Below are 12,044 nucleotides of genomic sequence, written 5' to 3'. Positions count from 1 at the left end.
GCTCCTCGGAGCAGGCGGGCCGTTCGTCGTTCCCGGTGGAGCGTGCGCTGCGGGCGGGCCGGTCAGGTCCGCGCGTCGTCGTGCGTCGCGGGCCCGTGCGTCGCGGGGTCCTGCGCGGCCGCCTGCGCGTCGAGGAGGGCGTCCTCCTCCTCCTCGGCGGTCGGTCCGCGACGACGCCGGGGAGCGGGCTCCCCAGGGGTGCGGCCCGACGCGCGCTGCTCGCCCAGGAGGTCTCCCGCCGTCACGGTCTCGCGCTTCTCGCGGCGGATCAGGACGAGGAAGCCGCCGATCGCGCCCGCCGCGAACACGAACCACTGGAACGTGTACGACAGGTGCGAGCCGGGATCGGTGTCCGGGACGGCCAGGGCCCTCAGCGAGGCGGCAGGGGCCGGGTCCTCGGCGCGGAGCGAGCCGTAGGCGCCGACGGTCATCCCGTCGGCCCACGCGCCGCCGTCGGGCCCTTCGGCGAGCACCTGGGCCGTGTTGATGGCCTGGACCTGCCCGTCGGGGGCCTCGCGGCTCGACGCGGGCTCGTCGACGCGCAGGCTCACGGTCACCTCGACCCTGCCCGACGGCGGAGCGGCCACCTCGTCGGGTGCGCTCGCGTCGGCGCCCAGCGGCACGAAGCCGCGGTCGACGACCATGACGACCGGCTCGCTGCCGTCCGTGGGCTCGGTGACGAACGGGACCAGGACGTGGAACCCGGCCTTGCTGGCGACCGGACGGTTGCGCAGCAGCACGGTCGCCTCGGGGACGTAGCTGCCCTCGAGCGTGACCTGCTGCCAGACCCGCTGCGGGTCCAGCTCGGCGCCCGGCCCGGGCAGGACGTCGGCGAGCGGGACCGGGGTCGCGTCGTAGTTGGACTCGATGATCTCGATCTGGGCCGAGCGCGACTCGTAGCGGTGCCACTGCCAGCGCCCCGCGAGCACGCACAGCGCCGCCACGAGCAGGACGCCGAGCGCGAGCGTGATCCACTGGCGGACGGTCCGGGGCTCGGCCTTGGCGTCGCGGGCGACGTCGTGGGCGAGCTGGGCCGCGTCGGGGGTGCGCGCCTGCGGTCCCGAGGTCTCAGGGGGCGTCGGCGGCTCGGGGTTCGCCGGGGCGTCCGGGAGCTCGGGGGAGGGAGGCGTCACAGCTCGGGCCGACGCTCGAGGTCGGCGACCGGCACGGTCTGCTTCCAGAAGTCCCGGGCGCCCAGGAACGTCTCGAGGTGCTCGCGGTGGTCGTCGCACGCGAGCCACACCTTGCGGCGCTCAGGCGTGTGGAGCTTGGGGTTGTTCCAGAGCAGGCCCCACGCCGCCTCGGCGCGGCAACCCTTGGCGCTGCACAGCAGCTCACCCTCGTCGACGGGGTCGGCGAGGTGGAGGAGGTCAACCATCGTGCGGCTCCTGCGTGTTCGTTCGGTCGGTGGTCCGGCCGGCGGGGTCGGCGGGCCCGTCGGTGCCGTCGCCGGGGTGGGTGGGGGAGTCCGAGGCGTCGCTGCGCACCTGGCCGTCCTCGTCGAGCTCGACGACCCGCCCGAGGCTCGGGTGGTCGGGGGCGGCCTCCACCTGGAGGCGCTCCATGGGCGAGACGTCGTAGGTCCGCTGGTCGCGGCCGGCGTTGACGAGCAGCACCGCGACGTATGGGAGGACGATCGCGGCCCCGATCAGGACGAACGAGAACCACCCGTGGACGATCACGGCCCCGACGAAGCACACAAGCCGGATCCCCATCTGGATGAGGTAGCGCTTGGTGCGCCGGGCCTGGTCCTGCGCGAGCGACTCCGGTGCGTCCGAGATGCTCGGCACCTTGTTGTTGCTGCTCACCCCTCCATCCTACGTTTGTCGGAACCCGACAAAGGACCCCGGTCGCCTGTGATGGTCCCTGCGCGCACGTCGTCGGGCGCTCGCGGTACGGTCGTTGCGGCGACGTGCCGGACGAGCGGGGGACACCCCGCCGCGGACGACGCCTCCCAGGCCACCCGAACGAGGAGATGTCGTGTCCGAAGCCCCCGCTTCCCCCAGCCCGCGCACCGTGGTCGTCACGGGCGCCAACCGGGGCATCGGTCGCTCGATCGCCGAGCGGTTCGTCGCCAACGGTGACCGTGTCGCGACGATCTACCGCAGCGGCGACCTGCCCGAGGGCGTGTTCGGCGTCGTGGGCGACATCACCGACACCGAGGCCGTCGACGCGGCCTTCGCCGCGATCGAGGCCGAGCTCGGCCCCGTCGAGGTCCTCGTCGCGAACGCGGGCGTGACCCGCGACCAGCTCCTCATGCGCATGACCGACGACGAGTTCGAGTCCGTGATCGACGTCAACCTCACCGGGACCTTCCGGTGCGTGCGTCGCGTCTCCAAGGGCATGATCCGCCTGCGTCGCGGCCGCATCATCCTCATCTCCTCGGTCGTGGGCCTCTACGGCGGTCCCGGACAGGTCAACTACTCGGCCTCGAAGGCCGCGCTGGTCGGCATGGCGCGCTCGATCACGCGCGAGCTCGGCGGTCGCGGCATCACGGCCAACGTCGTCGCCCCGGGGTTCATCGAGACGGCCATGACCGCCGAGCTGCCCGAGGAGCGCCAGAAGCAGTACAAGGCGAACATCCCCGCGGGACGCTTCGCCCAGGCGACCGAGGTCGCGGGCGTCGTGCAGTTCCTCGCGTCCCCCGACGCGGGCTACATCAGCGGCGCCGTGATCCCGGTCGACGGCGGCCTCGGCATGGGGCACTGACCACCACCTGACGTCGTCGAGGCGCACGGCGTGCTCCTCGACACACCGCACGACCCCCGAGAACTACCCCGGGCAGGTCGTCCATGAGTACGCTCAAGCAGCGCACGACGAAAGAACGGAAGAAGAACTGATGGGTCTGCTCGAAGGCAAGAAGCTCCTGATCACCGGCGTCCTCACCGACTCCTCGATCGCGTTCCACGCGGCCCGGCTCGCGCAGGAGGAGGGGGCCACGGTCGTGCTCTCCTCGTTCGGTCGCCAGATGAAGCTCACGCAGGCGTTCGCCAAGCGTCTGCCGGTCGAGGCGCCCGTCGTGCAGCTCGACGTGACGAACGAGGAGGACCTGGCCGGACTGGCCGACGCGGTCCGCGAGCACGTGGACACGCTCGACGGCGTCGTGCACTCGATCGGGTTCGCGCCCCAGAGCGTCATGGGCGGCAACTTCCTCTCCGCGAAGTGGGAGGACGTCGCGACCGCGCTGCAGGTCTCGACCTTCTCCTACAAGTCCCTCGCCGTGGCCGCCAAGCCGCTCATGACCAACGGTGGCGCCGTCGTCGGGCTCACGTTCGACGCGCAGTTCGCGTGGCCCGTGTACGACTGGATGGGCGTCGCGAAGGCCGGGCTCGAGTCGGCGAACCGCTATCTCGCGCGCGACCTGGGCCCGGAGGGCATCCGCACCAACCTCGTCTCCGCCGGACCCATCCGCACGACCGCGGCGAAGTCGATCCCCGGCTTCGAGCAGATGGAGGACGGCTGGCCCACGCGTGCACCGCTCGGCTGGGACCAGCTGACCGCGGAGCCCGCCGCACGCGCGGTCGTCGCGCTGCTGTCAGACTGGTTCCCGGCGACCACGGGGGAGATCGTGCACGTCGACGGCGGCGTGCACGCCATGGGGCTGTGACGAGAGGGGCGAACGTGCGAGACGGCAGATCGTCGGTGGCGTCCGACGCCGCCGGTTCCGGGGCGCCAGGCGGCACGCACCGCCTGGTGCTGCTCCGGCACGCCAAGGCGGAGCCTGCCGGGGGCGTCGACGACGTCCTTCGCCCGCTGGCGCTCAACGGACGGCGCCAGGCCGGCCGGGTCGGCGCCGCGCTGGCGCACTCCTCGCTCGTCCCCGAGCTCGTCCTGTGCTCCTCGGCCCTGCGCACACGCCAGACGTGGGACCTCCTCTCGGCGCACCTCGGTGACGTCGCCCCGGAGGTCGTGGTGACCGACACCCTGTACGCCGCCGGGGTGCGGGACGTGCTGGACATGGTGCGCGGCGCCGACTCCCGGGTGCGCACGCTCCTGGTGGTCGGTCACGAGCCGACCATGGCCGCGACCGCGGCGCACCTGGCCGGCCCCGGCTCCGACTCGGGCGCGCTCGCCCAGGTCCGGGTGGGGGTCCCCACGGCGACGTACAGCGTCCTGGAGTCCTCGACCCCGTGGGGAGAGTGGGACGGCGCGGTCGCCAACCTGTCGTACGTCGGGCGCCCCTCGAGCTGAGGGGGGGGCACACCGCGCGAAGCACGAGGCCCCTTCCACCCGATCGACGGGAGGAAGGGGCTTCGACGTACCTGCTCGCGGTCCGTGGTGCCCTCAGGCCGTCCGCCCCGGCGACGGCGCGCGGATCGGCCATCATGGAGCCATGACGATCGAGCTCCTGTACTTCGAAGGTTGTCCGAGCTGGACGGTCGCGCGGGACAACCTCGCGCGGGCCTTGGAGCTCGTGGGCGTTCCCGGTCGACCCGTCGAGCTCGTCGAGGTCCTGACGGACGAGCACGCCGCGGCGCTCGCCTTCCCGGGGTCACCCACGCTTCGTCTCGACGGGCGCGACCTGTTCGAGCACCAGGAGGCGAGCGGGCTGGCCTGCCGTCTCTACCCGACCCCGCAGGGTCTCGCGGGGGCGCCCACGGTCGGACAGCTCGTCGATGCGCTCACGAACGTGGGCTAGCACCCGTTGCAGGCGTCCTGGCCGGGATCCTCACCCACGGCCCGTCAGCCGACGGGAGGCTCCACGTCCCGCAGCCAGGCGGCGATCGTGGCGATGTCCGTCGAGGTCACCCCGACCGCGGGCTCGACCTGGTGGAGCAGGGCGGCACCGGGATGCTCGATCTCGACCCACCACCGGTCGGCGTGCCCGATCACGTCGTCGACCCAGACGAACGGACGGCCGTCCGCGATCCGGACCAGCGCCCTCGTCTTCCACTGCAGGTCGTCGGCACCGCGGTCGCCGTCGTAGGCGGGGAGATCAGCGACCGGCAGGTGCGGCAAGCCCAGCAGGGGCGCGATCACCTCGTTCGCGTCGTGCATCCACGCCGTGGCCCACACCAGCTCGCAACCCAGCCCGGCCAGCAGGGGCCCGAGCCGCCGGTCGACCCGCGCCAGGTGGGGGTTCGACGCCGCCGTCCAGGACTCCGGTGCGTCCGGGACCGCGGGCATCCCCGGGCCCCCGAACGGCAGCAGGGTCCCGTCGACGTCGAGGAACAGGATCGGTCGCGACGACGCCGGACGAGCCCTCAGGCCGTCCGCCCCGGTGCGTCGATGATCTCCAGCACCGCGTCGAGGCGCGGACCCGGCACCGAGTGCGGGGCCTGGGCGACCACGACGGGCTTGGCCGCGAACGCGATCCCGATCCCGGCCGCGCCGATCATGTCGAGGTCGTTGGCGCCGTCGCCGATCGCGACGGTGTCCGCCATGTCCACGCCCTGGGCGGCCGCGAGCTCGCGCAGCGTGACCTCCTTGGTGGCGCGGTCGATCACGGGGCCGGTCGTCCGTCCCGTGAGCCGGCCGTCGACGACCTCGAGCCGGTTCGCCCGGAAGTGCGTGATCCCGAGGCTCTCGGCCAGGGGAGCGACGATCTCCTCGAAGCCCCCCGAGACCAGGGCCACGGTCCAGCCCCGGCCCTGGAGCTCGGTGATCAGCTCGCGAGCGCCCGGCGTGAGCGTGACCCGCTCGAGCACGTCCTCGAACGCGCTGACGGGGACCCCGGCCAGGGTCGCGACCCGCTCGCGCAAGGACTCGCCGAAGTCGATCTCTCCGCGCATGGCGCGCTCGGTGACCTCGGTGACGAGCTCGCGGGTCCCGGCGTGGTCCGCCAGGAGCTCGATGACCTCCTGCGTGATGAGGGTCGAGTCGACGTCCATGACCACCAGGCGGCGGGTCGAGACGTCAGGACGGGCGGCAGTGCTATTCAACGATGGTTCCCTTGGGGACGACGGTGATACCCGACTCGGTGACGGTGAACCCACGGGCGCGGTCCTGCGCCGGGTCGAGCCCGATGCGGGCGCGTTCGGTGACGATCACGTTCTTGTCGAGGATCGCGCGGTGGACCTGGGCGTGCCGCTCGACCTGCACCCCGTCCATGAGGACCGAGTCGGAGACGGACGACCAGGAGTGCAGGTAGACGCCGGGGGACAGGACCGAGCCCACCACGGTGGCTCCGGAGATGATCACGCCGGGGGAGACGAGCGAGTCGGCGGCGTGCCCCAGCCGGCCCTGCCCCGAGTGGACGAACTTCGCGGGCGGCAGGCCCACGTACCCGGTGTGCAGCGGCCACTCGTCGTTGTAGAGGTTGAAGACCGGCGTGATCGAGATGAGGTCCTTGTTCGCGTCGTAGTACGCGTCGAGGGTCCCGACGTCCCGCCAGTAGTCGCGGTCCCGGTCCGTGGAGCCGGGCACGTCGTTGCGGATGAAGTCGTAGACGCCGGCCGTGCCGCGCGCGACGAAGGCCGGGACGATGTCTCCGCCCATGTCGTGGCGCGAGTCCGGGTCGGTCGCGTCCGCCGTGACGGCCGCGACCAGAGCGTCGGCGTTGATGACGTAGTTGCCCATGGACGCCAGGACCTCGAGGGGCGAGTCCGCGAGCCCGACGGGGTCGGTCGGCTTCTCGAGGAACGCACGGATCTTGGTGGGGTCCTCGGGGTCGGTGTCGATGACCCCGAACTGGTCCGCCATCGAGATGGGCTGACGGATGCCCGCGACGGTCAGCTCGGCGCCCGACGCGATGTGTGCGTCGACCATCTGGGAGAAGTCCATGCGGTACACGTGGTCCGCGCCGACGACCACGACGATGTCGGGGCGCTCGTCCTCGATGATGTTGAGGCACTGGTAGATCGCGTCGGCGCTGCCGAGGTACCAGTGCTTGCCCACCCGCTGCTGTGCCGGGACCGGCGCGACGAAGTTCCCGAGCAACGACGACATGCGCCACGTCTTGGTGATGTGGCGGTCGAGGCTGTGGGACTTGTACTGCGTCAGCACGACGATGTGCAGGTAGTGCGAGTTCACCAGGTTCGACAGCGCGAAGTCGACCAGGCGGTAGATGCCGCCGAACGGTACGGCCGGCTTGGCGCGGTGGGCGGTGAGCGGCATGAGCCGGTTGCCCTCGCCACCGGCGAGGACGATTGCGAGGACACGTGGGGCGGCCATGGGCAGAACCTTATGGCCTCGGCCGAGGTTCGTGGGGACGGAACCACGGGTTGGTCGTGGGTGATTCGCGGTGCGAGAGCGTCGCGGGCGGCCTGCCGTGCGCACGGGCCCCGCCGGGCGCGCTAGCGTGTGCCGCGTGAGAGTCGACCTGCTGACCCGTGAGTACCCGCCCTACGTCTACGGAGGCGCGGGCGTCCACGTCGCCGAGCTGTCCCGTGTGCTGCGCGAACGCATCGACGTGCGCGTGCGCAGCTTCGACGGACCCCGCAGCGAGGAGGGGGTCACGGGGTACTCGGTGCCCGGCTCGCTGTCCTCGGCGAACCCCGTGCTGGGGACGTTCGGCGTGGACCTGGCGATGGCCGACGACGTGGCCGGAGCCGACCTCGTGCACTCGCACACCTGGTACGCGAACCTCGGCGGGCACCTCGCCTCGCTCCTGCACGGGATCCCGCACGTCCTCAGCGCTCACTCGCTCGAGCCGCTGCGACCCTGGAAGGCCGAGCAGCTCGGGGGCGGCTACGCGCTTTCCGGCTGGGCGGAGAAGACGGCCTACGAGGCCGCGGCGGGCATCATCGCCGTCTCGGCGGGCATGCGCGCGGACATCCTGCGCTGCTACCCGGACGTCGACCCGGCCAAGGTGCACGTGGTCCACAACGGGATCGACCTCGACGGCTGGCGTCGCCCCGAGTCCGAGGCGCAGGTCGCCGCGGCGGACCGCGTGGTCCGCGACCTGGGGATCGACCCCGAGCGCCCGGCCGTGGTCTTCGTCGGACGCATCACGCGCCAGAAGGGCCTGCCGTACCTGCTGCGCGCGGCCGCACAGCTCCCGCCCGAGGTCCAGCTGGTCCTCTGCGCGGGCGCGCCCGACACCCCCGAGATCGCGACCGAGGTGAGCGAGGCCGTCGCGCGGCTCGCCGAGCAGCGCACCGGGGTCGTGTGGATCGAGCAGATGCTCCCGCGCGAGGAGCTCGTCGCGGTCCTGGCGGCCTCGACCGTGTTCGTGTGCCCCTCGGTCTACGAGCCGCTGGGGATCGTGAACCTCGAGGCCATGGCCGTGGGGCTGCCCGTCGTCGGTTCTGCGACCGGCGGCATCCCCGAGGTCATCGACGACGGCGTGACGGGCCACCTCGTCCCCATCGAGCAGGTCGACGACGGGACGGGGACGCCCGTGGACCCGGACAGGTTCGTCGCCGACCTCGCCGCGGCGCTCGTCGCGGTCGTCTCGGACCCGGAGCGGGCGCGCGAGATGGGTCGCGCGGCCCGGACCAGGGTCGAGGACCACTTCGCGTGGGACGCGATCGCGGACCGCACGCTCGAGGTCTACCGCAGCGTGCTCGGGTCCGGTCCCGTCGCGTAGCGGGCCGTCGCGGCGGACATGGCCCGCCGTGCGGCCCGGTCGACCTCGCGCAGCGCGGTCGAGCGCTGGTCGGCCTGCCAGAGGTTGACCGCGCCGCCGTCGTCGGCCGTGGCCAGGTCCACGATGGCCCGCAGCCGTGCGGCCTGGGCGAGCACGCGCACGCGGCGCGCGTCCGACTCCGAGCGGGCGGCCGGCAGCGGCCAGTCCGGGGGAGTCGTGGACCGCAGCGCCGCGATCGTCTCGGCGGCGTCCTCGCGCCAACGGGCGACGTCGAGCGAGGCCAGGGCCTCGGTCGCGGTGAGCAGGGCCACGCGCAGGTCTCGTTCGGCGTCCGCGAGGGTCCCGACGGCGGCGAGCACCTGGGTGCGCCAGGTCGGCACGGTCGTCACGTGCCACGTGACCAGGTGCCCCGTCTCGTACACGCTGCCGAACGCCGTGACCTCGGGCACGAGCGCCCAGGCCCCCTCGGGCGACTGCACGAGCAGGCACTCCTCGGCGTCGGTCGCGTCGGCGCTCACGACCGAGGGGACGCCGAGCGGGTCGCCGGGGGCCGGCAGCACCGCGCACACCTCGAACGGCGAACGGGTCCAGCGGGCGACCAGGTCGGCCAGGTTCGAGGCGGTCTCGTCACCCTCGACCGTGTGAGGTTCGTCGTCGAGGCGCACCGCGGCGACCGCGCGGCGCACGAGCGCCGCGCCGGGACCGTCGGGATCGACGGGCTCGCCGCCCTGCGGGCCGAGCGCCTGCGACCACAGGGCGAGGACGACGGTACGGGGGAGCGCGAGGGCAGAGTGGGATTCCACGTCCGCCAACCTATAGGGTCGTGTCCCATGAGCTCGGTTCTGGACCTGCAGGCAGTCACGGTGCGCCGTGGCACGAAGACCATCCTCGACTCCGTGGACTGGCAGGTGAACGAGGGCGAGCGGTGGGTGATCCTGGGCCGCAACGGCGCGGGGAAGACCACCCTGCTGCAGATCGCCGCAGCACGCATGCACCCCAGCGCGGGCACCGCGGACCTGCTCGGCGAGCGGATGGGCCGCACCGACGTGTTCGGGCTGCGGCCCCGCATCGGCCTGGCGAGCGCGGCGCTCGCGGAGCAGATCCCGGCCTCGGAGACCGTCCGCAACGTGGTGGTCACCGCGGCCTACGGTGTCACGGGCCGCTGGAACGAGTCGTACGAGGACTTCGACACCGAGCGTGCCGAGGACCTGCTCGCGGCGTTCGACGTCCTGTCGCTGGCGGACCGGCTGTTCGGCACGCTGAGCGAGGGCGAGCGCAAGCGCGTGCAGATCGCTCGCGCGCTCATGACGGACCCCGAGCTGCTGCTGCTCGACGAGCCTGCCGCGGGTCTGGACCTGGGCGGGCGCGAGGAGCTCGTGGGGGCGCTCTCGGAGCTCGCCTCGGACCCTGCCTCGCCCGTGCTCGTCCTCGTGACGCACCACGTCGAGGAGATCCCGCCGGGCTTCACGCACGTCCTGCTGCTCAAGGACGGCGGCGTCCACCGTGCCGGTCCGTTGCACGAGGTCCTGACGGCCGAGAACCTGAGCGAGGCGTTCGGTCTGCCCCTGTTCGTCGCGCACGGCGGCGGCCGCTGGATGGCGCGCGCGGCGCGCTGAAGCGCCCCCGGACGCGCCGACGTCCGACACGCCCGATAGGTGCACGGACCTCGTTCTTCCGGTAAAATCTGGGCAAAGAACGCAGGTGGTGTCAACGCAGGTGATGTCGACGCGTCGACGACGCGCAGGACGAGCCGCACGACGGAAGGAACCGTCATGGACTGGTTGTGGTGGGTCGGAGCAGGTCTCCTCTTCGTCCTGATCGAGATCATCTCCCTGGACCTCGTGCTCATCATGTTCGCGGGGGGAGCGTTCGCCGCCGCGGGGGTCAACGCGGCAGGCGGTCCATTGTGGCTGCAGATCATCACGTTCGCGGTCGTCTCGGCCGCCCTCCTGTTCTCGTTGCGCCCGTGGCTGCTGCGCCACCTGCGCCACCGGATGCCGCTCACCGAGACCGGCGCCGCCGCCCAGGTGGGTCGCTCGGCCGTCGTCGTGTCCCGGGTGACCGAGCTGGGCGGCCGCGTCAAGCTCCAGGGAGAGATCTGGAGCGCCCGGACCGTGGACGGGTCGCCCGAGCTGGCGACCGGTACCGAGGTCCGCGTGGTCCGCATCGACGGAGCCACGGCCGTGGTGCAGTCGGTCGCGTCCGACAGCCACACGGTCTGAGCCGCCACAGCCCGTCCGCTCGACCGCCCGCTCACCGAGAACCATCCTCAGGAGAAGATCGATGACTGAACCAGAACCCGGAATGATCGCCGTGTACATCGTGCTCGGGCTGATCCTGCTGTTCGTGATCATCGCGCTCGTCAAGGCGGTGCGGATCGTCCCGCAGGCCACGGCGCTGATCATCGAGCGGCTGGGGCGCTACTCGAGCACGCTCGAGCCGGGCCTGCACCTGCTGATCCCCTTCGTGGACCGGGTGCGCGCGGGCGTGGACCTGCGCGAGCAGGTGGTCTCGTTCCCCCCGCAGCCCGTGATCACCTCGGACAACCTCGTGGTCAGCATCGACACGGTCATCTACTTCCAGGTCACCGAGCCCAAGTCGGCGGTCTACGAGATCGCCAACTACATCCAGGGCATCGAGCAGCTCACGGTCACCACGCTGCGTAACGTCGTCGGCTCCATGGACCTCGAGCAGACCCTGACGAGCCGCGACCAGATCAACGGCCAGCTCCGCGGCGTGCTCGACGAGGCGACGGGGCGCTGGGGCGTGCGCGTCAACCGCGTCGAGCTCAAGTCGATCGACCCGCCCGCGAGCGTGCAGGGCTCCATGGAGCAGCAGATGCGCGCCGAGCGTGACCGCCGCGCCACGATCCTCACGGCCGAGGGCATCAAGCAGTCCCAGGTCCTGACGGCCGAGGGTGAGAAGCAGGCCGCGATCCTCCGTGCAGAGGGCAACGCCCAGGCGGCGATCCTGAACGCCGAGGGCGAGGCGCGGGCCATCCTGCAGGTCTTCGACGCGATCCACGAGGGCGACGCAGACCCCAAGCTGCTCGCCTACCAGTACCTGCAGATGCTGCCCAAGATCGCCGACGGCACCGCGAGCAAGCTGTGGGTCATCCCCACCGAGTTCACGGCGGCACTGGGGTCGATCGCCCAGGGCTTCGGCGGGCTGCCCACGCCGTCCGGCGACGGGTCGGAGGCGTCCGAGGCCGCTCGTCGCGAGCGCGACCGGGACCGCGTCAAGTTCGGCACCCCGGCCCTGGTCGACCCGGCCGAGGCGCTCGCCGAGGCGCGACGTCAGGCCGAGGCCGCGACGGCCGACGCGACGAGCGCAGGCACGCACTCGGGTCTGCCGTTCGACCCGCAGGTGGAGAGCGGGCAGCGCCCCGGTGGCCCCGGTCAGCGCTTCGCTCCCGCCCCGGAGCCGGGCACCGCGTCCCCGCGCCCGCTCGGGCCGCCGGCCGTGCCGGCCGACGCGCCGGAGCCTGGTGAGGAGACGCCGGAGGACCGCCCGTAGGGCATCACAGCAGCAGTGCTCGAACGCCCGAGGGGGTGCCGCGCTCGCGGTGCCCCCT

Annotated in this window: 15 protein-coding genes; 8 read left to right on the top strand and 7 right to left on the bottom strand. The window is 72.4% G+C overall.

The features are described 5' to 3' along the window. Positions 1-62: 62 nt before the first annotated feature. The 3 genes from ACFWFR_RS12305 to ACFWFR_RS12295 are packed head-to-tail and all read right to left on the bottom strand — an operon-like array spanning position 63 to position 1,808. Complete coding sequence (locus ACFWFR_RS12305; RefSeq protein WP_377623149.1) at positions 63-1,133, bottom strand: SURF1 family protein; 1,071 nt, start codon at positions 1,131-1,133, stop codon at positions 63-65. Next, on the bottom strand, positions 1,130-1,378 hold the full coding sequence (locus ACFWFR_RS12300) for a hypothetical protein (protein WP_056647148.1): 249 nt from the start codon (positions 1,376-1,378) through the stop codon (positions 1,130-1,132). Before ACFWFR_RS12300 ends, ACFWFR_RS12305 begins: the two co-directional genes overlap by 4 nt. Further along, positions 1,371-1,808 (bottom strand): DUF3099 domain-containing protein, encoded by a 438-nt coding sequence (locus ACFWFR_RS12295; RefSeq protein WP_377616901.1) that lies wholly within the window; start codon positions 1,806-1,808, stop codon positions 1,371-1,373. Before ACFWFR_RS12295 ends, ACFWFR_RS12300 begins: the two co-directional genes overlap by 8 nt. Before the next feature lie 172 nt (positions 1,809-1,980). Between ACFWFR_RS12295 and ACFWFR_RS12290 the strand changes: the two genes are divergently transcribed. From ACFWFR_RS12290 to ACFWFR_RS12275, 4 genes are all read left to right on the top strand, one after another. Continuing rightward, entirely contained in the window at positions 1,981-2,709 is a 729-nt protein-coding gene (locus tag ACFWFR_RS12290; protein ID WP_377623148.1) for a beta-ketoacyl-ACP reductase, read from the top strand. A gap of 130 nt (positions 2,710-2,839) precedes the next feature. After that, on the top strand, positions 2,840-3,607 hold the full coding sequence (gene fabI, locus ACFWFR_RS12285; protein ID WP_191804652.1) for an enoyl-ACP reductase FabI: 768 nt from the start codon (positions 2,840-2,842) through the stop codon (positions 3,605-3,607). A gap of 14 nt (positions 3,608-3,621) precedes the next feature. Further along, the gene (locus ACFWFR_RS12280) at positions 3,622-4,191 is read left to right on the top strand and encodes a SixA phosphatase family protein (protein ID WP_377623147.1); all 570 of its coding nucleotides are present in this window, start codon (positions 3,622-3,624) and stop codon (positions 4,189-4,191) included. Between the two features lie 142 nt (positions 4,192-4,333). After that, positions 4,334-4,639: a thioredoxin family protein gene (locus tag ACFWFR_RS12275; RefSeq protein ID WP_377623146.1), complete on the top strand. Its 306-nt coding sequence runs from the start codon at positions 4,334-4,336 to the stop codon at positions 4,637-4,639. Between the two features lie 44 nt (positions 4,640-4,683). Here ACFWFR_RS12275 and ACFWFR_RS12270 read toward each other — a convergent pair whose 3' ends face one another. The 3 genes from ACFWFR_RS12270 to ACFWFR_RS12260 are packed head-to-tail and all read right to left on the bottom strand — an operon-like array spanning position 4,684 to position 7,113. Continuing rightward, positions 4,684-5,175 carry an HAD domain-containing protein gene (locus ACFWFR_RS12270; RefSeq protein WP_377623150.1) on the bottom strand — a complete coding sequence of 164 codons (492 nt, stop codon included), beginning with the start codon at positions 5,173-5,175 and terminating at the stop codon, positions 4,684-4,686. 29 nt (positions 5,176-5,204) lie between these two features. After that, entirely contained in the window at positions 5,205-5,882 is a 678-nt protein-coding gene (gene serB / locus ACFWFR_RS12265; protein ID WP_377623145.1) for a phosphoserine phosphatase SerB, read from the bottom strand. Continuing rightward, positions 5,875-7,113, bottom strand: a complete 1,239-nt coding sequence (locus tag ACFWFR_RS12260; RefSeq protein ID WP_056647129.1) for a glucose-1-phosphate adenylyltransferase — start codon at positions 7,111-7,113, stop codon at positions 5,875-5,877. Before ACFWFR_RS12260 ends, serB begins: the two co-directional genes overlap by 8 nt. Positions 7,114-7,249: 136 nt before the next feature. Here ACFWFR_RS12260 and glgA point away from each other — a divergent pair, with 136 nt between their 5' ends. Beyond that, positions 7,250-8,470, top strand: coding sequence for a glycogen synthase (glgA, locus tag ACFWFR_RS12255; RefSeq protein ID WP_377616906.1), 1,221 nt, complete (start codon positions 7,250-7,252; stop codon positions 8,468-8,470). On the opposite strand, the gene ACFWFR_RS12250 is transcribed toward glgA, so the two are convergent. Next, on the bottom strand, positions 8,434-9,273 hold the full coding sequence (locus ACFWFR_RS12250) for a hypothetical protein (RefSeq protein ID WP_377616907.1): 840 nt from the start codon (positions 9,271-9,273) through the stop codon (positions 8,434-8,436). The two genes, glgA and ACFWFR_RS12250, sit on opposite strands and share 37 nt — an antisense overlap. Positions 9,274-9,300: 27 nt before the next feature. On the opposite strand from ACFWFR_RS12250, the gene ACFWFR_RS12245 reads away from it, so the two are divergent. The 3 genes from ACFWFR_RS12245 to ACFWFR_RS12235 all read left to right on the top strand — a co-directional run bounded on the left by ACFWFR_RS12245 (position 9,301) and on the right by ACFWFR_RS12235 (position 11,986). Beyond that, positions 9,301-10,086 carry an ABC transporter ATP-binding protein gene (locus ACFWFR_RS12245; RefSeq protein ID WP_191804664.1) on the top strand — a complete coding sequence of 262 codons (786 nt, stop codon included), beginning with the start codon at positions 9,301-9,303 and terminating at the stop codon, positions 10,084-10,086. 156 nt (positions 10,087-10,242) lie between these two features. Further along, the gene (locus ACFWFR_RS12240; RefSeq protein ID WP_056647117.1) at positions 10,243-10,692 is read left to right on the top strand and encodes an NfeD family protein; all 450 of its coding nucleotides are present in this window, start codon (positions 10,243-10,245) and stop codon (positions 10,690-10,692) included. A 61-nt stretch (positions 10,693-10,753) separates the two neighbouring features. Beyond that, positions 10,754-11,986 carry an SPFH domain-containing protein gene (locus ACFWFR_RS12235; RefSeq protein WP_191804668.1) on the top strand — a complete coding sequence of 411 codons (1,233 nt, stop codon included), beginning with the start codon at positions 10,754-10,756 and terminating at the stop codon, positions 11,984-11,986. The last annotated feature ends 58 nt before the right edge of the window (positions 11,987-12,044 follow it).

The organism is Oerskovia sp. NPDC060287, assembly GCF_042726775.1.
In the GTDB taxonomy this organism is placed as follows: domain Bacteria; phylum Actinomycetota; class Actinomycetes; order Actinomycetales; family Cellulomonadaceae; genus Oerskovia; species Oerskovia merdavium.
The sequence above is the reverse complement of the archived record's forward strand: the minus strand, read 5'-3'. Positions and strand labels throughout refer to the sequence as shown.

What these genes read in the sequence shown, in the direction of transcription:
- ACFWFR_RS12240 (WP_056647117.1), top strand. Translation starts at nt 10,243, where the DNA reads ATGGACTGGTTGTGGTGGGTCGGAGCAGGTCTCCTCTTCGTCCTGATC.
- ACFWFR_RS12300 (WP_056647148.1), bottom strand. Translation starts at nt 1,378, where the DNA reads ATGGTTGACCTCCTCCACCTCGCCGACCCCGTCGACGAGGGTGAGCTG.
- ACFWFR_RS12260 (WP_056647129.1), bottom strand. Translation starts at nt 7,113, where the DNA reads ATGGCCGCCCCACGTGTCCTCGCAATCGTCCTCGCCGGTGGCGAGGGC.
- ACFWFR_RS12245 (WP_191804664.1), top strand. Translation starts at nt 9,301, where the DNA reads ATGAGCTCGGTTCTGGACCTGCAGGCAGTCACGGTGCGCCGTGGCACG.
- ACFWFR_RS12275 (WP_377623146.1), top strand. Translation starts at nt 4,334, where the DNA reads ATGACGATCGAGCTCCTGTACTTCGAAGGTTGTCCGAGCTGGACGGTC.
- ACFWFR_RS12235 (WP_191804668.1), top strand. Translation starts at nt 10,754, where the DNA reads ATGACTGAACCAGAACCCGGAATGATCGCCGTGTACATCGTGCTCGGG.
- fabI (WP_191804652.1), top strand. Translation starts at nt 2,840, where the DNA reads ATGGGTCTGCTCGAAGGCAAGAAGCTCCTGATCACCGGCGTCCTCACC.